Origin of the sequence: Xanthobacter cornucopiae, from assembly GCF_043195065.2 — a bacterium.
Lineage (GTDB): Bacteria > Pseudomonadota > Alphaproteobacteria > Rhizobiales > Xanthobacteraceae > Xanthobacter.
Genome location: NZ_CM195531.1, coordinates 2,125,024 through 2,150,095, shown reverse-complemented (window position 1 = coordinate 2,150,095; position 25,072 = coordinate 2,125,024). Strand labels below are relative to the sequence as shown.

The following is a 25,072-nucleotide window of genomic DNA, read 5'->3' as shown; positions in this document are numbered from 1 at the left end:
GAGCGCGGTGTGAGAGCATCCCCGCTCCCTGCCACTCCAGATTACGAGCTCCGCAGCATGAAGCGGGCGACGTCTTCGGGAGCAAGCTGGCATCTGATTTCAGCTCGCATAGTGTCGACGCCAAAGGCGCGCAGATCCTCGTTGAAGTCTCCGAGGGCTGGTGAGAGCACGATGGCCTCGATCCCGGCAGAAGCCGCTCGTGCGATAAGGCTGTCCCGTGCCTTGTTGCCGGCAGGATCGTTGTCGCAGACGATGTAGAGCCGCCGCAGCCTGGGTGGAAAGGCGAAGACGGCGAGGTGTGCGGCCGAGAGCGCCGCTGCCATCGGGAGGCTGGGCAGCGCTGTGCGCACGGAGAGGATGGTCTCGATGCCCTCGCCGGTGGCCATCACGTCGTCCGTGCTACCGAAACGAACCGCGTGCCCGAGCAGGTGCCCCATGGCGCGCCGGGGCGTGGCGATGCCCGCCTTGTCCGACCCATCGGGAGCGAGCCATGTCCGGTGGATGCCCATGACCCGTTCCCTGAGATCGGTAACGGCTGCGATCATAGCCGGCAGGGGTTGAATGGGCCCGTGCGCAGCCGGGCGATAGAAGCAGTGAGGATGAAAGCGCAAGCTTCCGGTTTCGTGCAGAGCCGTGATGCCGCGGTTCCGCAGATACGTCTCCACGATTGTGCCCGGAATCGGCTGTGCGGCTGCAAAGAGCCGCCGTGCTGAGGTGACCGGATCACGTGAGGAGCTTCCCGTCCTACACAGGGGACCTTGCGCCTCATGCACTGATCGAGGAATGCGCAGAAACGTCTCGGCCTCTGCAACCACATCGCTGAAGTGGGACAGACCCTGGCTCTCCCGGATCACGTCGAGGAGGTCGCCGTACTCCCCGGTCGCCGCATCGGTCCATTTGCCGGCCGGGCCATGCGCGCTGTCTCGCAGCCGCACGAACATGGAGCGGCCGGACGCATTGCGGACATCTCCCACCTGCCAATAGTGACCCTGCCGCCGGCCTGCGGAGAGATAATGTTGGCAGACTGCCTCCGCCTGCCGCCCCAACTGCCGGGCGAGATCGTGCGCAGCATACGACATGGGGACGCTCCAACAGAAAGACCCGCCGTCCGGACCACGCGACAGGGGGAGCGCGAGGCGACGGGCGGCGGGCCAGGTTGCCCGGGAGGATTATTCGGCAGCGACCGAGGGGGAGATCGCTTCGGGCTCTTCACTATCGGCGAGCTCCTCGCTGTCGGCCATGGCCGTTTCGCCGTCGATCTCCGCCGTTTCTTCGCCGGCGATGTCGCAGGGCTGGGTCCGCAGCGCCTCCGGGAGCCAGCCGCTGTCGGCGAGGAGGGTCTCGGCCTCCCGGGCCATGTCGCCCTTCTTGAGGTGGGCGATCCGCTCGGCCGCGCGTTCGCCCTTGGCCTCGGTCACCGCCTGCAGGATGCGGGCCTTGGTCACCCGGCCGAGGAAGGTGTCGACGGTGGGCTTCCATCCCGCCGCTGCCATGTCGAGCGACACCGCCTGGGCCAACCGGTCGGCGTGGGCGAAGGCGCGGGGACGGCGGTTCCAAGCGTCATGCACGGCATTGACCGAGAGGCTCACCACATGGGCGAACAGGGCGGCGCGGCTGTCACGCTCCCACCCGCTCAAGGTGTCCCAGAGCGCGACCGGCTCCTTGGGAAGGGCCTTGGCCCAGCTCTCATGCCGGATATGGATCGCCTCGGCCGAGACGCTGTCGTTGAGGCCCGGCGCCTGGGCGTTGAAAGACACGCTTTTCAGATCGAGCTCAAGGCAGCTGTCCGAGCCATAGACGTAGAAGGCCTTCAGCGTCAGAGCGTGGACCGCCGCGAGGAAGGCCACATCGGGCTGTTCGCCGAGCGCATGGCGCAGGCCGAGGGTGCGATGGGTGGTCAGCTCCGTGAGCAGCCGGTCGGAGATCGGCGCGAGGCCGTCTTCTTCCTCGGGCTCCGCAGGTGCATCGCACGCCGCTGCCTCCTGGTGCGGTGCCGCGGGCATGGCGGACCCGTCATCGCTCTCGGCGGAACCGTCTTGGGCCTCCTCGACAGGCACCTCGTCCTCCGGGCGGACATAGCCCCGCTCCACCCGGAGCTTGCCGTCCTGGGCGATGCTGACGAAGGCGCCGGCGCGGCCGACCTCCGCCGGATCGAATGCGAGGGGGCGCGTATCAAAGGCCTCCAGCACCGCCTCGAGCTCACCGAGCCGCGCATCCACCTCCTCGGGAAGCTCGTCGGCATCGGCATGTTCCTCGGAGAGGCGATCATATGCGGCCTGGGCCGTCGCCCGAGCTGCCTCCTCCTCCGCGGCCAGCGGCGCGGGCTCGCCCCGCAGCTGGCGCAGGCCGTAGGTGTGGCCATAGGCGAAGTCCGGCGCGACCTCGATCCACTTCCAGCCTTCGCCGCGGATCCCGTCGGCCTCAATGGCGAGCTTTTCCGCCACCATGCGATCGACGAGGGTGACATCCTGCAGCCAGCCGCCGTCGTCCCCCTGGAACAGGTCGCGGAGCACCGTGCCTCCGGCCGTCTCATAGGCCTCGATGCCGATGAACCGGGACCGCTTGTCGGATGCCCGGACCGCGCCTTCGGTCAGCATGCGTCGGATGGCGTAGGGCTGCTTGTCGTAAGCCTGGGCGAGACGCTCCAGCACCTGCTCCTGCCGCTCATGGTCGCCGGAGACGGTGAAGGCCATAAGCTGGTCGAGAGTGAGTCCATCCTCGGCATAGGTGTCGAGCAGCCTCGGGGAAAGCGAGGCAAGCTTCAGTCGCTGCTTCACCACCGCGACCGAGACGAAGAAAGCCGCTGCGATCTCCTCCTCGGACTGGCCCTTCTCCCGCAGAGCGAGGAAGGCGCGGAACTGGTCGAGGGGATGGAGAGGGGCGCGCTGGACATTCTCGGCAAGGGAATCCTCCTCGGCGATGCCGCCCTCGCGAACGATGCAGGGTACCGGCGCGGTCCGGGCAAGGCGCTTGCGCTTCACCAGCAGCTCCAGCGCCTGATAGCGCCGTCCGCCGGCCGGGATCTCATACATGCCGGTCTCGACGCCGTCGGCATCGACCACGGCGCGGACATTCAGGCCCTGGAGCAGGCCGCGCCGGGCGATGTCCTCGGCGAGTTCCTCGATGGAGACGCCCGCCTTCACCCGGCGGACGTTGGACTGACTGAGCACCAGCTTGTTGAAGGGGATGTCCCGCGAGGACGAAAGGGTGATCTTCTGAACGGACGTGGCCATCGGATGCTTCTCCGCGACGGGCGGCAGGAGAACCTCTCTCTCAACCTCGAACCCGTCACGAAGCACGGCGCCACCCTCTTCCTCTGAGTACGCCAAGTCTGTAACCAACTGGAATAAAAGGAGAAACCAGATCGGTCAAAACTACCGATTAGTCCTTCGGGGTGTAAGACCCCGACCGCCACACGGTGCAGCGTGGGGCGAGAAGCAAGCGGGTGAGGTGAGCCGGGTGATTCCGACAAGCCATAAATCAGTAGAACCCGTTGAAGCCGGGCGCGAGGGGACTTCCGATCCCGACGCGGCCCGGCAAGCGAGACCGCCATGGAGAGGGAAACCGAACCGATGGCTGACTCCCCGTCAAGAGGGTCTCCACCAACTCGGAAGTGGGTGGAGCGGTCGCAAGACCTGTGGAGCGCCGGCGCGTTGTTTAGAGGTGCGCGCCAGGGGCGTTTGATCACTCAAACGCCAGCCGCCGGGAAAGCCTGCAAGGCTCGGAGGTCTGAATCCACACGGGGAACAGTCGGCTCCTAAAGCGGACAAAGGACGGCGGTGGAACTTGGGAACCTGCCCGTGTTTCCGAACCACTCGGGGAACGGATGGTCGAATCGACCGGCGAACACGCGGAGCAGGGACGGAGCCTGTGTAGTAGTTCGAGGACGGGAAAGCCGTCCACATGGCGAAGGCAGGCAGTGGATACAATTTGCAGGCAGGAGATCGACACTTGTCGGACACGGTGAATACCGAGTTCATTCTCGACATGCAGCGCAAGCTGTATCGGTGGAGTTCCACGGACCCCGAGAAGAGGTTCGCGGATCTGTTCAACTTCGTATGCGACCGCAGGACGCTGTCTCACGCCTGGGAAAGGCTCGCCCGCAACGCGGGCAGCAGGACACCCGGCACGGACGGCGTGACGCGGGACACGATCCAAAAGCGTGCCAACGGCGCCACGGGTTTTCTGGAGGAAATCCGGCAAGACCTACGGCAAGAAACTTACCGGCCACAACCTGTCCGGCAGAGGCTTATTCCGAAGCCGGGAAAGCCGGGAAAGTTCAGGCCATTGGGCATCCCCACGCTGAAGGATCGACTGGTTCAAATGGCGCTCAAAATGGTGCTGGAGCCCATATTCGAGGCGGATTTCTATCCCATCTCGTATGGCTTCCGGCCCGGTCGAAGCACTCATGATGCATTGGCGCGAATTCAACAACGCCTGCATCCTTCATCCACTGGTCCATCCTGGACCCGCTATGTGATCGAGGGGGACATCAAGGGCTGCTTCGACGCCATCGATCATCACGTGCTCATGGAGCGGGTACGTCGTCGCATTCGGGACCCCAAGGTCCTGCGGCTCGTACTCGCATTCCTGAAGGCGGACATCATGATCGAGGGCAATCTTCGACATCCGGTGACGGGAACCCCGCAAGGGGGCGTCATCTCGCCGTTGTTGGCCAATATCTATCTGTCGGCTATCGACGAGCGATATAAACGCTGGATTCCTGACCCAAGGGAGGGAGTAAGCAAAGTAAGCGGTCGCCACAGCTGGGATCGCAAGCTTGGCCGTCCAACCTTCTACATGGTGCGCTACGCGGACGATTTTGTCGTCCTCGTGCAAGGAACCCGGCAGGAGGCCGAAGAGGAGCGTCACGCGCTGGCGCAGTTCCTCAAAGAGGAATTGCGTATGGAGTTGTCGATGGAAAAGACCCGCATCACCGATGTCCGAGAAGGCTTCGACTTTCTCGGCTATCGAGTCGTACAGCAACGGTCGCCCGCAACGGGCCGGCACGTCGGCAATCTCTTCATCCCGAAGAGCAAGCTGCAATTGTTGCGCGACAAGATCAAGGGCAAGGTGAGGAAAACGCCAACCGGCCGGACTCTCGCCGATCTCATAGGCACCATCAATCCAATGATCATCGGGTGGCGAAACTACTACCGATATGCCTCACGGGCGTGGAAGGAGTTTGGCAAACTCGATTGGTGGCTGGATCAGCGCATTACTCTTTGGTTGCGCAGGAAACACGATAAAACAACGTGGGCGGAGCTGTTCCGCCAATATGCGCAATCGAGGAGCGGGAAGCGAAAACGCTGGCAACACGGCAAACGGCAAGTCGCTCTGTTTACCGAGGCTCACCAGAAACGCTTCCCGGACCGGGGCATACGTATACCGAACGGATGGAACGCCACCCCGGATGAGTGGTTCCTGAACGGAGCCAACAAGTTCTGGGAGGCGACCAACACCCTCGCCCTATTGTGAGGGCCACCCGTGGCAATCGCCACGCATGGAGAGCCGGATGCCGGGAAACTTGCACGTCCGGTTCGGAGAGGGGGATGAAGAAACCTGCCCCAGTAACGGGGCAAGGCGCTTCATCCCTACTCTACGGGCAGCGCCGTAAAGCCGATGATCCGGAACAACGCAAAGCCGGAGACACGGCAATCCCCATCTCCGGCTTTGCGGATCTCAGGGAGCGCGATCGAGGAGCTTCTTCGCCCGCGCCTCCAGATCGAGACGGGCGTCCTGGTGCGGCTTGTCCCGCGCCACGGCGGTGATGCCCTGCACGAAGTCGAAGATGCTCTCCGGCTTGCGGCCCTCCTCGGCGAGCACGGTCTCGATCACCTTCTGCGTCTCGGCTTTGGAGAAGCCCTTGCGGCGCAGGAACTCGATGCGATCCTCGTCAGTGCGCGCCACGATGCGCTCGCGGGCCGCCCTGATGCCGTTGACGAAGGGCATGGGCGAGGAAGTGGCGAAGCGCTCCAGGGCCGGCGCGGCCTGATGGGCGAAGCGAGACGCGGCATACTTCGAGTGCCGGATGGTGATCTCCTCGAAATCTTCCACCCCCCACAGGTTGCGGTTCTGGCAGACCGCCCTGAGATAGAAGCTCGCGATGCCCAACGTCTTGGCGCCCACCTCTGAGTTCCAGCAATAGAAGCCGCGGAAGAACAGGTCGGGGGAGCCATCCGGCAACCGCCCGGCCTCGATGGGGTTGAGATCGTCCACCAGGAACAGGAAAACGTCCCGGTCCGAGGCGTAGAGCGTGGTGGTGTCCTTCGTGATGTCGACTCTGGGATTGTAGATGCCGGTCGACCAGTCGAGCACGCCCGGCACCTTCCAGCGGGTGTCCCCGGTGCCGTTGCCGGCGATGCGGCGCACGGCGTCCACCAGTTCATGATCGTAGATGCGGCCATAGTCGGGACCTGTCACGGCCCGAAGTTCGACGCGCCCGTCTTCCACCTCCAGCGTCTTTACCTGCTCGGCGCGGTGCGTCAGGAGGCCGTGCTGCAGGTTGATGCCGGCGAGCGAAGCCGGGAGCTGGCGCAAATAGGCTGCCGGCGCGCCGATGAGGCTCGCAAGCTGGCCGAAGCTCCAATGGGTCGGGACAACGGGAGCATCTGCCCCGGGCAACGCGAGCGTCAGCCGGTCCGGCGCCTCGCGGCTGGCGTCGACGCGGATGGCGGCGCTCTCCACGGTGCGCGTCCGGCTTCGGTCGGACCGCCCGCGCACCGCACCGTAGAGCTCCGACAGCGACAAATAGCGCTCGTCCGCCGGCCGGGAAAACCACTCGGAGGACACACGGCCGTTCCGCTCGCCGCGGCTCGCATCCACCTTGTAACCGCCGGCCGCTTCCCGGCCCGCATCTAAAACCTCAACCTCAGTCATGGGACCAAACTCCACGACGGGCGCCGGGAGCATCTCTCCCTGCCCTCAACCCGTCACGGAAATCCGCTCCAACCTCTCACTCTCGATCGCGCGGATGAGGGGCTCAACCTCCCCACCCCAAAAACGCGTCGCTCCGATGGATGGCATCCCGCCGCATTGACGCGAGAGAGGGCGATGCTGCCATTACCTCTGGAGTGCGCCAGAAGCAGAAGTTCGCTGCGGTGAGGACGAAGGGCCGGTTTGGGGCCGGGAGCGGACCGGCGGCTTGCGTCGTCCATTGGGAGAAAGCGGACGCTCAGTTTTGACAGCGTACCGTGTCGATCTGACCCATCAGAGCCGTTAGGAAGGTCCGCTATCGGCGGGGATGCTTTCCGACCGCAGAGGTGCCGGTTAGCTCTTGGCGAGCTTGGACGGAAGAATCGATCGCACGCCATAGGCCTTTTTTGAGGTGGGGGCGAGTACGCAATAGGTCAACCGGGGCCACCACCGAAACGGCCAGCTAACAACGAGAAATCCCTCAGCGACCAAGCCAATCCACATTATTCGTCGACATCGCGGAAGATACTGTCCGACAGGCCTGAGCTAGCCTTTGGAGCATCCGAAGATCCACTAGGTGAAGGGGAGGGCTGGTACTCGTCCTCCATCCGATAGACAGCCTTTTTGACCAAGCCTGCCAGCGTCACCATAGGAGTTTGGTCGCAAACGCCGTTCACAGTCAGGGCGTCGCATAGCCTCATCACAGACTCTTCGAGCCGGTTGAAAAGTTCGTCTGGCGGGTATTCGGGGTCCCAAGATGACCGCAGCCGGTCCACATAATTGTCAAGCCGAGGTAAAACCTTCTCCCGCGCCAACCGTCGGACTTCATCCATCTCGTCGGAACGGAGAACCCGTTCAAGGTAATGATCTTCTAGGAAACTGGCATCACCCTCATTGATCAAGTTGTTCATCACCGACGCGACGAAATTCAGACGGTGTTCCTCAAGTAGGAGTCCTTGCCGGTACAGCTTAGACAGAAGCGAGGAGTCCGCATCGTCTGTAATTGGCGCGCTGAAATGGTTGAACCCACTCAGGACGTCAGGCCGTTGATTTATCAGAAGCGCGTTTACCGCCTTGCTAGAGCGGTACGACATGAACGTGCGAAGATAGGCGATATGCACATTCTGGATGCGCTCGACCAACAGCGTGTTGAGCGACCCAGGCACTACGAGCGAAGCTCCCTGTATAGATTCGCCAGCGCACACGACTTCGTCGAGGATCGTCTCGGCCTTCGCGCCTCGAAGATACACCTCGATCAGCTCCGGACTTCCGGCCAAGTAGGCGGAAAAGGCGTCACTCACCGTTGGATGCTTGTAGGTCCAATAGTGACCTTGCTCATCCAGCGCGAGCAGCAGAACGCTCCCGTTTAAAGCCTCTAGCTCATTCCTTACGGAGGCTACACTCACCCCGAACGCACTTGCCCCCGCTTCCAGCTCGGACGCGCTGACGGGCGAACGAACTTTGCCGCCGTTCAGGAACACGACTGCTATTGCAGCACGGCATTCCGGCGAAAGGCCCGTTAGAGTTTCTTTCAGAAAGTCCCGTGGGTTCGCAAAGAAGTTCGTCAGCACTCCTTCGATCGGGGGCAGATTCTTGGCAAAAAATGTCGAACCCAGCCTTCGCGCCGTTTCAGGCAAGAAATTGCTTTGCTTAGCAAGAGCAGAAAGAAAGGGCTTCACCTCGCTTCGGAATTTGGTCGGTTGGTCGCCAAATTTCAAATGATTGTAGAGTATTTGAGCGCGCTCTGCGTTCGACAGCCTGTGGACGTCTATGACCACTTGACTTTTGCTAAGCACTGGCATCGCTGATATTTTCAGGTCGAACTTCGCTGACCGCCAGATGTAGTCACGCGATGTGATGAGAAATCTCGTGCCACGTCGCATGGCGCTGTGCATAAGGGGGAATACTTGGTTCCACGCTTCGGCCGTTTGTTTCTGGTATTGCTTGCTCCCCCACGCGTCATCGATCCAAAAGAATTGACCTCCCGCTGGATTCAGATGGCGCTGCAAATCGTCGGCCGACGTTGCTCGTACTGTGCTGCACTGCCATCGATCTGCTGCGCCTACCGCGATGCTCGCGCCGATTGTGGATTTGCCGGCTGCCGGAGCACCCAGGAGCAGGACGAGGTTATGATCGCCGATAGCTTTCACGCTTTGCCGATGTGCGTCGGTCACCACGATCCGCTGAAGATCATCCCCCATGGCGCTCAGAATCATCTGCGCCTGCTGATAGGCACGGCCATCTAGGAGATCGTGAAGATCGCCCAAGCCGTACAAGCGGGGGACCAGCATGCGAAGCTTGGGCGAACTGCGGATCTGACGGTTGATCCAATCCGCACCAAAAATCCGGCACTCCTTGACGCCGGCTTTCAGGAAAGCGGCTTTGATAGCGAGGTCGCTCTCACCGGTCACATGGTGATTTGTGATGATGATGTAGTCGTCCGCTTCACCTAGCTCCACGAGTCTTTGTGCTTTTTTCAGCTCGTCTTTGAGCAACGACAGACTCAAATTGTTCCCTTGCTTCGACGTGAATTTGCACTGCACCGTCGAGCGGCCAGGGTTTGCTCCGTCCCACCTTCCGATAAATGCGCCATCGCGACCGGCATCACTGGACGGCAAGAACGTTTGAACGGGTCGCGAGAGGCAAACTTCGGCGACACTGACCGCTAGTTCCTGAAAGGCATTCCAGCCCAGCAAATGCAAGGGGTAAGGCTGCAGGGCCTCAATCATGGTGGCCTTTGGCGCTGCTGTCTCGTTCACCCGCAAACACTATCAGGACGGCAATTTCGGCATAAGCCGAATTGGGGCTTTCGTCCGGTTTATCCTCTGAATTTCTGCGTTACGGAGAGGACGGACGGCACGCCTCAGACGCAGATCGGTGAGCAGTAGTCTCTGGCCGCCATCGTGGCATTGTTTGATGTCCATCTCTCGTCGGAGCGCTAATGACAATCCCGGCGCAAAGGTGACGCCGTGCCCCAAAATGCGAATGTCGGCTTTTGGGCCGCGGCCTTTATCAGCTCGATGGCCGACATGGGGGCGCGACTAAGACTTATGGCCGTCATGGGACCGCCCGGCGAGTGTGCGAGAAGAGGTTAAATGTGCCCATCGACCATGGCCGGTCATTTATCCTACCCTCTGGAAAACGTGCGGCGCCGGAGGGTAGCAGAGTGACAAGCGAGGTTTCCGAGCAGATTGAACAAACCGCGATACGCGAGGCTTCACCCGCCGCGTCCCCGTCAATCTGGCAGGAGCTAGAAAGGTGGTCAGGCGCATTGGCGGATTGGCAAAAGCTGCTGATCGCGACCGCCGTGCGCAGCGGTGTCATACCCGACGCCGTGATTGAGCAGGCGTACCGAATTCTTCTTGTAGAGCACGCCCTGGCTCCAAAGCCGGATATCGCTTTCGAAATCCCAGCGTCCATGACTGGAAGAGAGAGCGCTGGCGCTGCTCGCCGCCGACTGCATAGGGTTCATACGCCCGTCGGCGTAAACCGTCTGCCAAGCACAGCGGAACTAACTTTCGCGGACGGCCTCACCGTAATTTACGGCGGGAACGGGGTGGGCAAAAGCGGCTTTGCTCGCGTCCTTTCGAATGCTTGTTTTAGCCGTCAGCGGCACCCCATTTATGCTGATGTCTTCGATGATGCCGCTCCCGAGTCCTCAACGGCCCTTATCGATCTCGTCGACGAGAAGGGAACCATCTCGACGGTGACCGTTGAAGTGAACTCCGACTATCCGGAGCTCAAGCGCGGATTTGTCGTCTTCGACAGCGCAGTCGCCATGCGACACCTGACGGACACTGGTCCGTTTGGCTTCACGCCAACCGGGTTCGACGTGTTCCCCGAGATGGCGCGAGCGTACACTGCCCTGCAAGCGAAACTCGCTGCGGACATTCAGACCAAAAAGCGTGAAAACGCTTTGACAAAAGCGTTCATAGGCCCCGAGACGCCAGCTTCGCGCGCCGCCGCGGCTCTCAGCCAAGCAACCGATATTGACGGCTTGCGCGCGCTCGCCGTCTTTGGCGCTGATCAGCAAGCTCGGATTGAGCAGTTGCAATCGCAAGCCGATCAATTGCGCGTCCAGGCCCCGGACGCAACGATCAAACGCCTAAGTGACGCCAAACCGCAGTTGGTACTCCTGAAGCAAACTTTGGCCGACGCAAGAGCTGCGCTTTCCGAGGAGAAGCTGGAGACAGATACACGACTGCGCCAATTGCTCGTCGCCGCAGCAAGTGAGTTTGCGCGGGCGGGCGCAGCACAGTTCCAGCATGACAAGATCGCCGGGATCGGCACGCCGGCCTGGGAACAAATGATCGCAGGCGCCGATGAGTTGCGGCCGCAGCAACATGAACATTATCCGGCAGAGGGCGATGTCTGTCTTCTTTGCCAACAGCCCCTTGGCGAGGAAGCCTGCACATTGTTTGGCTCATATGCGGCCTTCTCATCGGGTGAAAGCAAGGCCGCGCTTCAGGGCGCCGAGCGTGCTGTTCAGGATCGTCGTCAACAAGTGGAGGGCATATCTCTTACCCTGACCGACGAGGGCAGTATTGCTCACAATTTCCTGTCCGAAACGCATCCCGCTATTCTCACGGCGATTACCGACGGTGCGGTAGCGATCAGAGCGCTCCAGGCGTCGGTGCTCGCGGCGTTTTCAGGCACGGGATCAGTCGCATCAGTCGTTCTCGCCGATTTCAGCGAAATGCTCGATGGCGTTATCCAAACCATTGAGCAGGACCTTATGCGCCTTCGCCAGAGTGACGTTCCCTCGGCAGTCGCAGCAATCGAAAAGGAGCGCGTCGAACTTCGCCATCGTGAAGTGCTCTCGCAGAATCTGGAGAACGCTGTGTCCTATGTGCAAGACTTGCAGTGGGTCGCGCGTGCGGAAACGAAGGCCCGTCCGGTGCTCAATCCTCGACACCTGACCGAAAAGCAGGGCGAGCTTTTTTCACGCGTCATTGCCAAGAATTATCGGGAGGTGCTGGCGAAAGAGTGCGATGCCCTGTCCTGTAACGTGCCCGTGCAGCTTCGTACGCAGGGGCGGCAGGGACAGACGATGCGTTCGCTTTCAGTGGCTGATCGCTCCCCTGACGATATTCTCAGCGAGGGTGAACAGCGAGCTGTTGCGCTAGCGGACTTTCTAACGGAGGTCGGGCTTAACGACGACAATGTCGGCATTATCCTAGATGATCCTGTTACCTCCCTCGATCACGAACGTAAGGAACTCATTGCGAAAAGGCTCGTCGCAGCGGCGGCGGACCGCCAGGTGGTCGTTTTCACGCATGATATGGTATTCTTTGCCAAGCTTGCCGATGCAGCCGACAAAGCGAAGGCTCAGATAACGACGCATTGGATGCAGCGCTCGGGCGACAACAAGCCGGGGCAAGTCAGTCTGAATGATGGGCCGACGACCACGCCGCAGTACCGCAAAACCGACTTCGCCGAACAAACGCTTGCGAAGGCCAAGGCCGCGTCAGGATCGGCCCGCGAGGCATTTGTTCGGCAGGGGGCCAGCCAGCTTCGGCGAACGGTTGAAGAGGTCATCCCACAATATCTCCTTAAGGAGGTTGTGAGACGTTGGACCGACCGCGTGATGGTCACCGCCCTGAAAAAGATCAACTGGGACAATGCCCTCGCTGATGAAGTCATCGAAATCTTCGAGGCGTGCTCCGCGATAATGGAAGGTCACAGCCATACCGAAGCGGGCACGGAAGCGCCGCCGACTCCCGACAAGCTTGACGAGCTTATTGCGCGGACGAAGGAGGTCATCCGACTTGCTAAGGTAACACGCGCTTAAGCTGCCTATTCCGACCAATTGGCCTACTGCTGTTTCTGTGGGCGGCCGGCTAACCGGGCATCTGCTTGACTGCATCGAGCCAATGTCAGCTTGTGGCGCAACCAATGACTTCCGGAACTACAAGGCGCAATGTCTGCTTTCAGGAAATAGCCAGTCTGATCTCTACGACCGAAATGGGGGCGCAAAGCCGACGTCGCTGCAAGCGACGTCGAGGGGCCTCTATGGGTCAACAGCGCTATTTTCCTGACCACGGTGATGTCAGAGCTATTGGCCCTTTTGCCTGTCTTTTCACGCCACACTGCGATGGCTCATTCCTGTTGTTGAATCTCCCCCAATTCCCCCTTCTTTAATCATCCCCGTCCGGGAAGCCCTTGCATCGCGCCCGGCCACGGCGGGGATGACATGGCGGCTTCAGCTTACAGTTCGGAAGGCCTGACGCGCGGCGTGCGTATGTTGCGCACCGCACTCGGCCCGGTGATCTCCCGTCTTCTCGATGATCCCACTGTCGTCGAGGTCATGCTCAATCCGGACGGTCGCCTCTGGGTTGACCGGCTGTCCGAAGGCCTCGGCGCTACGGGCGAGCGGCTATCACCCTCTGACGGCGAGCGCATCATCCGCCTCGTCGCGCACCATATCGGGGCTGAGGTCCATGCCGGTGCCCCGCGGCTCTCCGCCGAGCTGCCCAGGACGGGAGAACGCTTCGAGGGACTGCTCCCGCCCGTCGTAGCGGCTCCAACCTTCGCCATCCGCAAGCCCGCCGTCGCCGTGTTCACGCTCGACGACTACGTGGCCTCCGACATTATGTCTGCGGCGCAAGCCGAGGCCCTACGCAAGGGCGTGGCATCCCGCGCCAACATCCTGGTGGCGGGCGGCACCTCCACCGGCAAGACCACCCTTACCAATGCCCTCCTCGCCGAGGTGGCCAAGACCTCCGAGCGTGTCATCCTGATCGAGGACACACGTGAGCTTCAGTGCGCTGCGCCCAATCTCGTAGCTCTGCGCACCAAGGACGGCGTCGCCTCGCTCTCGGATCTGATCCGCTCGTCGCTCCGCATGCGTCCGGACCGCATTCCCATCGGCGAGGTGCGCGGTGCGGAAGCCCTGGACCTGCTGAAGGCGTGGGGCACGGGCCATCCCGGTGGGATCGGCACCATTCACGCCGGCAGCGCTATGGGCGCCCTGCGACGGCTCGAGCAGCTCATCCAGGAAGCCGTCGTCAGCGTCCCCCGCGCACTGCTCGCCGAGACCATCAACCTGATCGCCGTGCTGTCGGGCCGCGGTGCCGCACGCCGGCTCACCGAACTCGCCCACGTCGAAGGGCTTGGCCCTGACGGTGACTACCGGATCTCGCCCGCGATCTCTCCCACCGAAGAAGGAACCTCCCTGTGAAGACAAGCTTTGTCTCTCGCCATCGCCGCCTGCTGCGAACCGCCGTGGTGGTCGTCGCCTTCGCCTGCGCGGTATCCGCAGCCCATGCCTCTGGTTCTTCCATGCCGTGGGAGACACCGTTGCAGTCGATCCTGGAGTCCATCCAGGGGCCGGTGGCCAAGATCGTGGCGGTGATCATCATCATCTCGACCGGCTTGGCGCTCGCCTTCGGCGACACCTCGGGCGGGTTCCGACGGCTGATCCAGATCGTGTTCGGCCTCTCCATCGCCTTCGCCGCCTCCAGCTTCTTCCTTTCCTTCTTCTCCTTCAGCGGCGGGGCGCTGGTCTGATGGCGAGCGATGCGGGCGAGGTGCCGGGGTTCTCCGTTCCGGTCCACCGAGCGCTCAGTGAGCCGATCCTGCTCGGCGGCGCGCCGCGGGCGCTGGCCATCTTCAACGGCACGCTCGCCGGCGCCGTCGGACTGGGGCTCCGGCTCTGGCTCGTGGGCCTTGCCCTCTGGGCGATCGGCCACCTCGCCGCCGTCTGGGCTGGCAAGCGCGATCCGCTCTTCGTCGACGTGGTGCGCCGGCATCTGCGCATCCCCTCCCACCTGTCAGTCTGAGGAGGGGACGCACCATGATGAACCTTGCCGAGTATCGCGGACACGGGAGCCGGCTCGCAGACTATCTGCCTTGGGCGGCCCTGGTCGGCCCTGGCACCATCCTCAACAAGGACGGCAGCTTCCAGCGCACCGCGCGCTTCCGCGGGCCGGACCTCGATTCCGCGGTGCCTGCTGAGCTGGTGGCGGTGGCGGGTCGCCTCAACAGCACCTTCCGCCGCCTCGGCTCCGGCTGGGCACTGTTCGTGGAAGCCCAGCGGCACGAGGCGGGAGCCTATCCCGAGAGCCTGTTTCCCGATCCTGCTTCCGCGTTGGTGGATGCCGAGCGGAAGGCCGGGTTCGCCGAGGCCGGAATCCATTTCGAGTCGAGCTACTTTCTCACCTTCGCTTGGCTCCCCCCGGCGGAGGATGCCGCGCGGGCGGAGAGCTGGCTCTATGAGGGGCGTGGGGACGAGGGTGTCGATCCCCGCGAAGCATTAGATGGCTTCGTCGATCGCACGGACCGCGTCCTGAGGCTGGTCGAAGCCTTCATGCCTGAGTGTCGCTGGCTCGATGACACGGAGACCCTGACCTATCTGCACGGATGTGTCTCGACCCGGCACCAGCGGGTGCGTGTCCCCGAAACGCCCATGTATCTGGACGCGCTCCTCGCCGATCAGCCACTGACCGGCGGGCTCGAGCCCATGCTCGGGGACCAGCACCTGCGCGTGCTCACTATCGTCGGCTTTCCCACGGCAACCACGCCCGGGATCCTCGACGATCTCAACCGGCTGGCCTTTCCCTATCGCTGGTCAACCCGCGCCATCCTCCTCGACAAGACCGACGCCACCAGGCTCCTCACGAAGATCCGCCGGCAGTGGTTCGCCAAGCGCAAGTCCATCGCCGCCATCCTTAAGGAGGTGATGACCAACGAAGCGTCGGTACTGGTGGATTCGGATGCCGCCAACAAGGCGGAGGACGCAGATCTCGCCTTGCAGGAGCTCGGCGCCGACCATGCCGGCATCGCCTATGTCACCGCCACAGTGACGGTCTGGGACGCCGATCCCCGCATCGCGGACGAGAAGCTCCGGCAGGTGGAGAAGGTGATCCAGGGCCGGGACTTCACGGCCATGGTGGAGACCCTCAATGCAGTGGAGGCCTGGCTGGGCAGCCTGCCGGGACACGTCTACGCCAATGTCCGCCAGCCGCCCGTCTCCACCCTCAACCTCGCCCACATGATCCCTCTCTCCGCAGTCTGGGCGGGCGACGAGCAGGACACGCATTTTGCCGCGCCGCCGCTGTTCTACGGCAAGACGGAAGGCGCCACCCCCTTCCGCTTCTCCCTCCATGTGGGGGATGTGGGCCACACGTTGGTGGTGGGGCCGACCGGCGCCGGCAAGTCGGTGCTGCTGTCACTCATGGCGCTGCAGTTCCGGCGCTATGCCGGAGCCCAGGTGTTCGCCTTCGACTTCGGCGGCAGCATCCGGGCGGCGGCCCTCACCATGGGCGGCGACTGGCATGATCTCGGTGGAGGTCTCGCGGAGGACAGCATCGCCCTCCAGCCGCTATCACGCGTGGACGAGCTGCGCGAGCGAACTTGGGCGGCCGACTGGATCGTGGCGATCCTCGCCCGCGAAGGTGTCTCCACTGCCCCGGAGGTGAAGGAGCACATCTGGTCGGCGCTCTCCTCGCTCGCCTCCGCTCCCATCGAAGAGCGGACGCTCACCGGCCTTGCCGTCCTTCTCCAGTCCAATGCCCTCAAGCAGGCGCTGCGCCCCTATTGCATCGGCGGTGCCCATGGCCGGCTGCTTGATGCCGAGACCGAACATCTGGGGCAGGCCTCCGTCCAGGCCTTCGAGACCGAGGGGCTGATCGGCACCAGCGCCGCCCCGGCGGTGCTCTCCTATCTCTTCCACCGCATCGAGGACCGGCTCGACGGGTCTCCCACCCTCCTCATCATCGACGAGGGGTGGCTCGCCCTCGATGACCACGGCTTCGCCGGGCAGTTGCGGGAATGGCTCAAGACCCTGCGCAAGAAGAACGCCAGCGTGGTGTTCGCCACGCAGTCTCTGTCCGATATCGATGGCTCGGCCATCGCCCCCGCCATCATCGAGAGCAGCCAGACCAGGCTACTTCTCCCGAACGAGCGGGCGGTGGAACCCCAGATCACGGCTATCTACCGCCGCTTCGGCCTTAACGACCGACAGATCGAGATCCTCGCCCGGGCGACGCCAAAGCGGGACTATTACTGCCAATCCCGGCGCGGCAACCGCCTCTTTGAGCTCGGGCTCTCGCAGGTGGCGCTCGCTTTATGCGCCACTTCATCCAAGACCGACCAGGCTGCGCTCTCGCAGGTGTTGGCCGAGCACGGGGGCGATGGCTTCCTCGCCGCCTGGCTGCGGTACCGCGGCCTCGGCTGGGCGGCCGACCTCATCCCCACCCTCGACAATCTGGAGACACCCTCATGATCCGCCACTCTTTGCGGGCGGCGCTCGTCTCCGCGCCGCTCCTCTTATGCCCGCTGGCGCCGGCTGCCGCGCAGTACGTCGTCTACGACCCCTCCAACTATGCCCAGAACGTCCTTCAGGCCGCTCGGGCGCTGCAGCAGGTCACCAACCAGATCACCTCCCTGCAGAACGAAGCACAGATGCTGATCAACCAGGCCCGCAACCTCGCGAACCTGCCATATTCCGCGGTCAGCGCCTTCCAGATGGCGGCCCAGCGCACCCAGCAATTGCTCGGTCAGGCGCAGAAGATCGCCTATGACGTCAGCGCCATCGATCAGGCCTTCCAGAGTCAATACGGCTCCGTCTCCCTGAGCACTTCGGATGCACAACTCGTCTCCCAGGCGAAGACGCGGTGGGAGACCACGCTCGCCGGCCTTCAGGATGCGATGCGGGTGCAGGCCGGTGTCGTCGGCAATCTCGACACCAACCGGACGCAGTCCTCCACATTGGTGGACCAGAGCCAGGCGGCAACCGGCGCGCTGCAGGCCATGCAGGCCGGCAACCAGCTTCAGGCGCTCCAGGCCCAGCAGCTCTCCGACCTCACCGCCGTGGTCACGGCCAACGGGCGAGCACAGGCTCTATCCGAAGCTGAGCGGGCGACGGCGGTGTCGGAAGGGCAGGAGCGCTACCGGCGCTTCTCTACCCAGTCGAGCTACCAGCCGGCCGCCGTCACCATGTTCCACGGCAAGTGAGGCGTCGCCATGGACCGGGACACCGCGCTTCGAACTCTCATCGTCGCCGGCCTGGTGGGCGCGGTGCTGGCTGCGCTTGCTGCCGCCGCGGGTCGACGACCGGAGCCCAACGTCGTCGTAAGCGGAAAGACGGCGCCCGTCTCGTCAGCGGATCTCAAGAGCTGCGCCAGAAACGAAGCGGCTGACCCTATCGATCCGCGCTGCGCCGCGCTCTGGGAGCAGAACCGCCGCCGCTTCTTCGGCAAGTCCGTGGAAGGAGCCGCGCCATGAATGACGTGGGGGTCATCGACACCTTCCTCAACACCTTCACCAGCTACATCGATTCCGGCTTCGGCCTGATAAAGGGCGAGGTCACGGGCCTCTCCTCCATCCTCATCGCCCTCGACATCACGCTCGCCGGCCTGTTCTGGGCCTGGGGCGCCGACGAGGACGTCATGCGCCGGCTGGTCAAGAAGACCCTCGCCATCGGCTTCTTCGCCTGGATCATCGGCAACTTCAATTCCCTGGCCCAGATCGTCTTCGAGAGCTTCGCCGGGCTTGGCCTCAAGGCGGGCGGATCCGCCATCAGCACGGCGGACTTCCTGCGGCCGGGGCGTCTTGCGGAAGTGGGCCTCTCCGCCGGCCAGCCGATGCTCGATGCGGCAAGCCAGCTCACCGGACCGGTGGCGATCTTCGTCAATGCCGTGCAGATCGCCGTGCTGCTCATCTCCTGGCTCTTGATCCTGATCGCCTTCTTCATCCTGGCGGTGCAGCTCTTCGTCACGCTCATCGAGTTCAAGCTGACGACGCTCGCCGGCTTCGTCCTCATCCCCTTCGCCTTCTTCGGCAAGACCGCCTTCCTGGCCGAAAAGGTGCTTGGCAACATCGTGGCATCGGGCGTGAGGGTGATGGTGCTCGCCGTCATCGTCGGCATCGGCTCGGGGCTCTTCTCCCAATTCACCACTTCCTATGGCGATGCCCAGCCGACCATCAGCCAGGCCTTGTCCGCCGTTCTGGCCGCGCTGGCGCTGCTCGGCCTCGGTATCTTCGGGCCGGGGATCGCCACGGGACTGATCACCGGCGCGCCACAGCTGGGCGCCGGCGCCGCCGTTGGGACCGGCCTTGCTGCAGGCGGTGCGGCGCTCGCGGGCGCCGGCGCAGCGGGCATGGCACTGCGCGGCGCCGGGGCTGCGCTGTCCGGAACGGCAGCTGCCGCACAAGCTGGCGCGAGCCTCGCCGGGGGTGCCTCGTCCGCCTACAGCGCGGGAGCTGCCGGCCAATCCGGTCTGTCTGGCGTCGAGGGTGGCCTTGGTAGTGTCGCACGCGCCGGGGCAGCGGCGGCAGCCTCTCCCTTGCGCGGTTCAGCCGCCGCGCCGCCGGTCTCCGGAGCCATTGCCACCCCGTCGAGCGCTCCGGCCTCTTCCGATGATGTCCCAGATTGGGCCCAGCGCATGCGCCGCTCCCAGCAGATGGCCCACGGCATTCAGACCGCGACCCATGCGGTGCGGTCTGGTGACAGCCATGGCGGCGGGTCTTCCATCTCCCTCTCGGAAAGCGATCGGCCATGATCCCCTTCAAGCGACCCTCGGTCCATTACGGACGCTCCCCCGAACCCGAGACGCCCTATCAGCGTGCGGCCCAGGTGTGGGACGACCGCATCGGCTCGGCACGAGTGCAGGCGAAGAACTGGCGCCTCATGGCCTTCGGTTGCCTCGCGCTTGCGGGAGGCCTCTCCGGGGCTCTGGCGTGGCAGGCCCTGAGCGGCTCGGTGGTGCCGTGGGTCGTGCAGGTGGACAAGCTCGGACAGGCGCAAGCCGTGGCGCCCGCCGCTGCAGACTTTCGCCCGTCCGATCCTCAGATCGCCTTTCACCTCGCCCGCTTCATCGAGGAGGTGCGCAGCATCTCCGTCGATCCTGTCATCGTGCGCCAGAATTGGCTCAGGGCCTATGCCTATACGACACAGGCCGGAGCGGTGGCCCTCAACGACTATGCCCGCGCCAACGATCCGTTCGCCCGGGTTGGCAAGCAGCAGGTGGCCGTGGAGGTCTCGAGCGTGATCCGCGCCTCGCCGGATTCTTTTCGCATCGCCTGGACCGAGCGCCGCTACCAGGACGGCAGCCTCGCCGACACCGCCCGCTGGAGCGCCATCTTCACTGTCGTGGTGCAGGCGCCGCGGGATGCGGAGCGCCTCCGGGCCAATCCGCTCGGGATCTACGTCAACGCCATCAACTGGTCGAAGGAGCTCGCACAATGACGCTGGCCATCCGCGCATCCGGGAGGCCGGCTTCCCGCGCCTTCTCTTCCCAGGCTTTCCGCAAGTCCGGCTTGCTGCTTCTGCTGGTTTGCACATCGGCACTGGCGGGCTGCGCCACCTTCGAGAAGCCGCCCGAGATCGAGTATGACGGTGCACCGCCCGCCGTCTTCAAGGCCGAGCCGCCGGGGCCGGTGCGCATCGTCGAGCTGCCGAAGCCACTGCCTCTGCCAGGTCAGCTGAAGCCCGTGGGCAAGAATGGGAAGGCTGAGCCCGAGCTGGCCGATCCGAGGGCCCGCGTCACGCAGGCCAATGCCGCCGCCCGGGTCCAGCCGGTGCGCAATGGCTTCATCAATTCCATGCAGGTTTATCCCTTCGTGGAAGGCGCGCTCTATCAGGTCTATGCCGCGCCGGGGCAGGTCACCGACATCGCCCTGCAACCCGGCGAGCAACTGGTGGGCACCGGGCCCGTGGCCGCCGGCGATACGGTGCGCTGGATCATCGGCGACACCGAGAGCGGGGCGGGCACGGCGAAGCAGGTCCATATCCTGGTGAAGCCCACGCGGCCGGACCTCACCACCAATCTCGTCATCAACACCAATCTGCGCACCTATCACATGGAGCTGCGCTCCACCGAGAAGACCTACATGGCCTCGGTCTCCTGGCAATATCCGCAGGATCAACTCATCGCCCTGCGGCGCCAGAATGTCGAGGCGCAGGCGGTGCAGCCTGTCGCCACCGGCATCGACCTCACCCGAGTGAACTTCCGTTACGAGGTCTCGGGCGACCGAGCACCGTGGCGGCCGCTGCGGGCGTTCGACGATGGCCAGCAGGTGTTCATCGAGTTTCCGCGCGGCATCGGCCAGGGCGAGATGCCGCCGCTCTTCGTGGTGGGCCCCGAGGGCGACACCTCCGAGCTCGTGAACTATCGCGTGCGCGGCAATTACATGATCGTGGACCGGCTCTTCGCCGCGGCCGAGCTACGCTTTGGCGCCGACAAGAACCAGAAGCGCGTCCGCATCTCCCGCACCGACGGGAGGCCGGTCCTATGAGCGGTATCGATCCCGGAAAGGAGAAAGGACCGGACCCGGCAGATAACGCCGAGCCGCTGACGGGGGAGGCTGCGGCGGCCATGCGGCTGCGGCCGGAGCCGCCGCGGGTGACTCGCCTGTCCCGCAAGGTGCTGGCCGGGCTGGGGCTGGTTGCGGGGCTCGGGATCGGCGGTGCGCTGATCTACGCCTTGCAAGCGCGGAAAGATCACGGACCCGGCCAGGAACTCTACGCCACCGACATCAAGGCAACGCCCGACGGGCTCGCTGGCCTTCCCAAGGATTACACAGGTATCCCGAAGCTGGGGCCGCCGCTGCCGGGCGACCTCGGCCGGCCGATCCTCAATGCACAGACGGCGGCCCAGCCGCCGGTCCCCACGATGGGAGGTATGCCCAATCCTGCCCTCAGTCCCGATGAGCAGCGCCAGCAGCAGGAAAGCGAGGCGGCGCGGACCGGGCGGCTGTTTGCCCAGACCAATACGCGGCCGGCGAGCCCGATTGTGGCGCAACAGGCGAGCGTCACTTCGGTGCCAGCTGCGACACCTGCCCCGGACCTCACGTCTCTTGGTCTTGCCCCCCAGGGGGCGACACCAAAAGCCCAAGATCGCCAGCTCGCCTTCCTCAACCAGGCAGTGGACCGACGCACGGTATCGCCAGACCGTGTGGTGGCTCCGGCCTCTGCCGCCATCTTGCAGGCGGGCGCCGTCATTCCCGCGGCGCTGATCACCGGAATTCGTTCTGACCTGCCGGGCCAGATCACCGCGCAGGTCACCGAGAATGTCCATGACAGCCCGACCGGACGGATCCTCCTGATCCCGCAGGGCACCCGCATCATCGGCCAGTACGACAATGGCGTCGGCTTCGGACAGCGTCGGGTGCTGCTCGTCTGGAACCGGCTGATCTTCCCCAATGGCCGCTCCATCGTGCTGGAGCGCCAGCCCGGAGCTGACGCTGAAGGCTATGCCGGGCTCGAGGACGGTGTCGACTATCACTGGGGCGAGCTGTTCAAGGCTGCGGTGCTCTCCACCATCCTGAGTGTTGGGGCGAGCGCGGGCTCGTCGGGTAGCGATAGTGATCTCGTCAGCGCTCTGAAGGAAGGCGCCTCCGACAGCATCAGCCAGACTGGCCGCCAGATTGTTCAACGCCAGCTCAATATTGCGCCGACGCTGACCATCCGGCCGGGATTCCCGGTGCGGATCATCGTCACGCACGATCTCGTTCTTGAACCCTATGGAGGCTGAAATGATGAAGCTGAAGCTCTCAGAGCTCCACGACGACAAGCCGGTGAAGGTGACCGTGGAGTTACCGGCGAAACTCCATCGCGATCTTGTCGCCTATGCGCAGGTATTGGGCGGAGAGACGGGGAACCCGATCGCAGACCCCGTCAGGCTCGTCGCCCCCATGCTCGAACGCTTCATTGCGACGGACCGAGGATTTGCGAAGGCTCGGCGGCGCAGCGGCGGACAGTGACCTGAATCTGTCCCGTTCTTTGGTCTCGGATCCGGCGAGGGATAAGGGGCCTCCGGCCGCCGTGGCTGCGAGTGAGTTTGCGGGAAAAATCTCGGCGGAGGAAACGCAGGCCGAGTGCCCAGTAGCTCGGTTCAGGCTGCCGCCCCTCACACGACCTTTATATCCTGGCGCTGGAGCGCTTTGTCGCGACGGATAGCGGGTTCATGAGGGTACGCAAAACGCACAATGACCCCCTGATGCCATGACGTACGAAATCATCAGGAGCTTTTCGCTGCGTTCCCTGACATTGCCTTGGCCATGCTTAGAAGGCGGCGCAATGCCGGGTTATCGTTCTTCGGTGACCAGACGGCGCTGAAGAGGAGGGTCTCATCCCTTATCGGTCGGTATGAAACGCCGGGAATCCGCACGACGGTCGATGCCTCACTTATCACTGTGAGGCCATGCCCCAAAGCGACAAGAGGCAGCAGATTGTCTCTCCCGACATATTGGAATTTTATTTCTGATTCTCTGTTAAATTCTGAAATATGTCGAATAATATAATTCCGGACATCGCGGCCGGACGAGAGGTCGCTTACAATGAAGTTTTCTCCAATGAGCTCGGGCCAGCCCACTGCTCTTCGTCTTGTCAAAATGTGCTCTTGAGGTAAAACGATAAACGCTCGTTCCGTCCAGAGGCAAGCTGTGTCACACCCCGACCATTCGGCAACCCCCGTAACGAACGCTACGTCGAGTTGGAAGTGGCGAATGGCCGCCATATGTTCACTCGGTCCGCCATCGATGAACTCTATGGTCACGCCAGAATGTCGCTCGTCATAAGCATGCAGGAGTTTAAGTAAAAATCCTGATGCTATTGAGGAAATAATTCCAATTTTTATGTGGCCATATTCTACTCTGCCTACGGCAGCCACTTCCCGTGCGCCGTCATCAATTTGCCGGAGTCCCTTATGGGCGCGTCGTATAAAGCATTGTCCAGCCAAAGTAAGTTGGACGCCTCCGCTATGTCGCTGGAAAAGAGCCGCTCCCAGCTGGTCCTCCAGGTCTCGAATTCGCCGACTGATGGCAGATTCCTGAATGCCAAGCGCCATCGCTGCGCCGCGGAAGCTCCCGTGCTCTGCCGCTGCTAGAAAATATTGAATATGACGAATTTCGATATTCAAATCTCAATTCTCGTTTGGTGCGAAATTTTGAAAAATATCTATGGTTGATGATGTGAGTTCAACGGTGCGGGCCAATGCCTACTTTGAACAGAAATCATCTATCCCCCGTCCCGACAGGCGGCCAGCAAGCCATTCCACTGCTGTGTTGGCTGCATCGCGCGCGATGAACGCATGCCCGACGCCCGAAAGCGTCTCGTATCGCATCCGATTTCCATTGCGGCAGAGTGCCTTTACATAGGCATCCGTCACCGAAGGCCTCACCAGGCGGTCATCCGCGCCCTGGGCGACGAAAACGGGGACGTCGGGAGGCAATACGCCTGGCGTGTTGAGCGCGAGGAGCCGCTTCCAAGGTTCGGTGTCCGCAAGATTTCCCACCGTGAGGAAGCCCGCCATGAGCGCGCGGGTTGGTTCCCTCCGGATCAGCACGTCGAACCAGCGTTCGATACACTCACCGGCAAGCTGGTCGATGACGGGGATCGCCGCCGGCTCCACCACCGATGTGATGGACGCACCGTAGTATCGCGACCACGACCAAAGCGTCATGGCGGTGATGTTGTTGCCGACGCCCGTCCCCTGGTCATCACGCATCAGCGCCCCGAGGTCGGTGGCCGGAGCCGCAACCGCGATGCCCGTCAGGGCGAGCTCGGGAGCATATTGGCGGGCCAGGAGCCCCGCGAAAAGCGCGGCGTGCCCGCCCTGCGAATGCCCCCACACCGCGAAGCGACGGTCGGCGTCGGCGGTGGGAAGGGCCCGGGCGGCGCGAACCGAATCCAAGATGGCTCGTCCCTCACTGACACCCACCAGATAAGGATGCACTTCCGGTGTGCCGAGGCCGGGATAGTCTGTGGCGGTAACCACATAGCCGCGCGCCAGCATGTCGCGGAGACCCTGCACGGATTCGAAGAAGACGCGCGCGAGCGACGGAGCGCAACGGCTTTCTATTCCGGTTGTCGGGTGGGCCCAGGCCACGACCGGCCGGCCGCCGGGTGGTGGCGTGCCTGGAGGAATGATGACGACCCCGGACACTGGGATCAGCTCGCCGGACCGGCTTTCCGAGCGATAGAGTATCTTATATGCGGTGGCTCCGTCCGGGGCGCCCGGCATCGCTTCCGCCGCGATGATCGTGCCTGGTCCCTCGCGTGCCGATGAGGCCCATGTCCCGGTGCTGGCGCAGAGCAGGATCAGCACCATCGGGCACATGCACAGGTTTCGGCTTATGCTGTGGAGGATCCGTGTCACATGGCGCCACGCGTTCTCGGCAGTTTGCATCATGCCCGCCTTTCATAGGGGAGGGA

Annotated in this window: 19 protein-coding genes; 13 read left to right on the top strand and 6 right to left on the bottom strand. The window is 63.3% G+C overall.

Annotation, left to right across the window (positions count from 1 at the left end):
* Window positions 1-41: 41 nt before the first annotated feature.
* On the bottom strand, window positions 42-1,079 hold the full coding sequence (locus tag V5F53_RS09610) for a DUF7146 domain-containing protein (protein WP_393998207.1): 1,038 nt from the start codon (window positions 1,077-1,079) through the stop codon (window positions 42-44).
* A gap of 90 nt (window positions 1,080-1,169) precedes the next feature.
* On the bottom strand, window positions 1,170-3,233 hold the full coding sequence (locus V5F53_RS09605; RefSeq protein ID WP_393998206.1) for a ParB/RepB/Spo0J family partition protein: 2,064 nt from the start codon (window positions 3,231-3,233) through the stop codon (window positions 1,170-1,172).
* Between the two features lie 718 nt (window positions 3,234-3,951).
* On the opposite strand from V5F53_RS09605, the gene ltrA reads away from it, so the two are divergent.
* Window positions 3,952-5,478 carry a group II intron reverse transcriptase/maturase gene (ltrA, locus tag V5F53_RS09600; RefSeq protein WP_393998844.1) on the top strand — a complete coding sequence of 509 codons (1,527 nt, stop codon included), beginning with the start codon at window positions 3,952-3,954 and terminating at the stop codon, window positions 5,476-5,478.
* A 204-nt stretch (window positions 5,479-5,682) separates the two neighbouring features.
* Here ltrA and V5F53_RS09595 read toward each other — a convergent pair whose 3' ends face one another.
* On the bottom strand, window positions 5,683-6,879 hold the full coding sequence (locus tag V5F53_RS09595) for a DUF932 domain-containing protein (protein WP_393998565.1): 1,197 nt from the start codon (window positions 6,877-6,879) through the stop codon (window positions 5,683-5,685).
* A gap of 539 nt (window positions 6,880-7,418) precedes the next feature.
* Window positions 7,419-9,674 (bottom strand): nSTAND3 domain-containing NTPase, encoded by a 2,256-nt coding sequence (locus V5F53_RS09590; protein WP_509212997.1) that lies wholly within the window; start codon window positions 9,672-9,674, stop codon window positions 7,419-7,421.
* A gap of 407 nt (window positions 9,675-10,081) precedes the next feature.
* Here V5F53_RS09590 and V5F53_RS09585 point away from each other — a divergent pair, with 407 nt between their 5' ends.
* From V5F53_RS09585 to V5F53_RS09530, 12 genes are all read left to right on the top strand, one after another.
* Window positions 10,082-12,706: an AAA family ATPase gene (locus tag V5F53_RS09585; protein WP_393998563.1), complete on the top strand. Its 2,625-nt coding sequence runs from the start codon at window positions 10,082-10,084 to the stop codon at window positions 12,704-12,706.
* Window positions 12,707-13,108: 402 nt separating this feature from the next.
* Window positions 13,109-14,095, top strand: a complete 987-nt coding sequence (gene trbB / locus V5F53_RS09580; RefSeq protein ID WP_238123827.1) for a P-type conjugative transfer ATPase TrbB — start codon at window positions 13,109-13,111, stop codon at window positions 14,093-14,095.
* Window positions 14,096-14,124: 29 nt separating this feature from the next.
* Window positions 14,125-14,424: a TrbC/VirB2 family type IV secretion system protein gene (locus tag V5F53_RS09575; protein ID WP_238123856.1), complete on the top strand. Its 300-nt coding sequence runs from the start codon at window positions 14,125-14,127 to the stop codon at window positions 14,422-14,424.
* On the top strand, window positions 14,424-14,696 hold the full coding sequence (locus V5F53_RS09570) for a VirB3 family type IV secretion system protein (protein ID WP_238123828.1): 273 nt from the start codon (window positions 14,424-14,426) through the stop codon (window positions 14,694-14,696). The genes V5F53_RS09575 and V5F53_RS09570 overlap by 1 nt, the downstream gene beginning before the upstream one ends.
* Window positions 14,697-14,710: 14 nt before the next feature.
* The gene (trbE, locus tag V5F53_RS09565; protein ID WP_393998562.1) at window positions 14,711-17,140 is read left to right on the top strand and encodes a conjugal transfer protein TrbE; all 2,430 of its coding nucleotides are present in this window, start codon (window positions 14,711-14,713) and stop codon (window positions 17,138-17,140) included.
* On the top strand, window positions 17,137-17,871 hold the full coding sequence (gene trbJ / locus V5F53_RS09560; protein WP_393998561.1) for a P-type conjugative transfer protein TrbJ: 735 nt from the start codon (window positions 17,137-17,139) through the stop codon (window positions 17,869-17,871). Before trbE ends, trbJ begins: the two co-directional genes overlap by 4 nt.
* A gap of 9 nt (window positions 17,872-17,880) precedes the next feature.
* The gene (trbK-alt, locus tag V5F53_RS09555; RefSeq protein WP_393998560.1) at window positions 17,881-18,141 is read left to right on the top strand and encodes a putative entry exclusion protein TrbK-alt; all 261 of its coding nucleotides are present in this window, start codon (window positions 17,881-17,883) and stop codon (window positions 18,139-18,141) included.
* The gene (gene trbL / locus V5F53_RS09550; RefSeq protein ID WP_393998559.1) at window positions 18,138-19,418 is read left to right on the top strand and encodes a P-type conjugative transfer protein TrbL; all 1,281 of its coding nucleotides are present in this window, start codon (window positions 18,138-18,140) and stop codon (window positions 19,416-19,418) included. The genes trbK-alt and trbL overlap by 4 nt, the downstream gene beginning before the upstream one ends.
* A complete protein-coding gene (trbF, locus tag V5F53_RS09545; protein WP_393998558.1) occupies window positions 19,415-20,104 on the top strand; it encodes a conjugal transfer protein TrbF in 690 nt (229 codons plus the stop codon). The genes trbL and trbF overlap by 4 nt, the downstream gene beginning before the upstream one ends.
* Window positions 20,101-21,153, top strand: coding sequence for a P-type conjugative transfer protein TrbG (trbG, locus tag V5F53_RS09540; protein ID WP_393998557.1), 1,053 nt, complete (start codon window positions 20,101-20,103; stop codon window positions 21,151-21,153). The genes trbF and trbG overlap by 4 nt, the downstream gene beginning before the upstream one ends.
* Window positions 21,150-22,391, top strand: coding sequence for a TraB/TrbI/VirB10 family type IV secretion system protein (locus tag V5F53_RS09535; RefSeq protein ID WP_393998556.1), 1,242 nt, complete (start codon window positions 21,150-21,152; stop codon window positions 22,389-22,391). The genes trbG and V5F53_RS09535 overlap by 4 nt, the downstream gene beginning before the upstream one ends.
* 1 nt (window position 22,392) lies before the next feature.
* Complete coding sequence (locus tag V5F53_RS09530) at window positions 22,393-22,620, top strand: DUF2274 domain-containing protein (protein WP_393998555.1); 228 nt, start codon at window positions 22,393-22,395, stop codon at window positions 22,618-22,620.
* Window positions 22,621-22,877: 257 nt separating this feature from the next.
* On the opposite strand, the gene V5F53_RS09525 is transcribed toward V5F53_RS09530, so the two are convergent.
* A complete protein-coding gene (locus tag V5F53_RS09525; protein WP_393998554.1) occupies window positions 22,878-23,777 on the bottom strand; it encodes a LysR family transcriptional regulator in 900 nt (299 codons plus the stop codon).
* Window positions 23,778-23,855: 78 nt separating this feature from the next.
* Window positions 23,856-25,049 (bottom strand): alpha/beta fold hydrolase, encoded by a 1,194-nt coding sequence (locus tag V5F53_RS09520; protein WP_393998553.1) that lies wholly within the window; start codon window positions 25,047-25,049, stop codon window positions 23,856-23,858.
* Window positions 25,050-25,072: the final 23 nt, after the last annotated feature.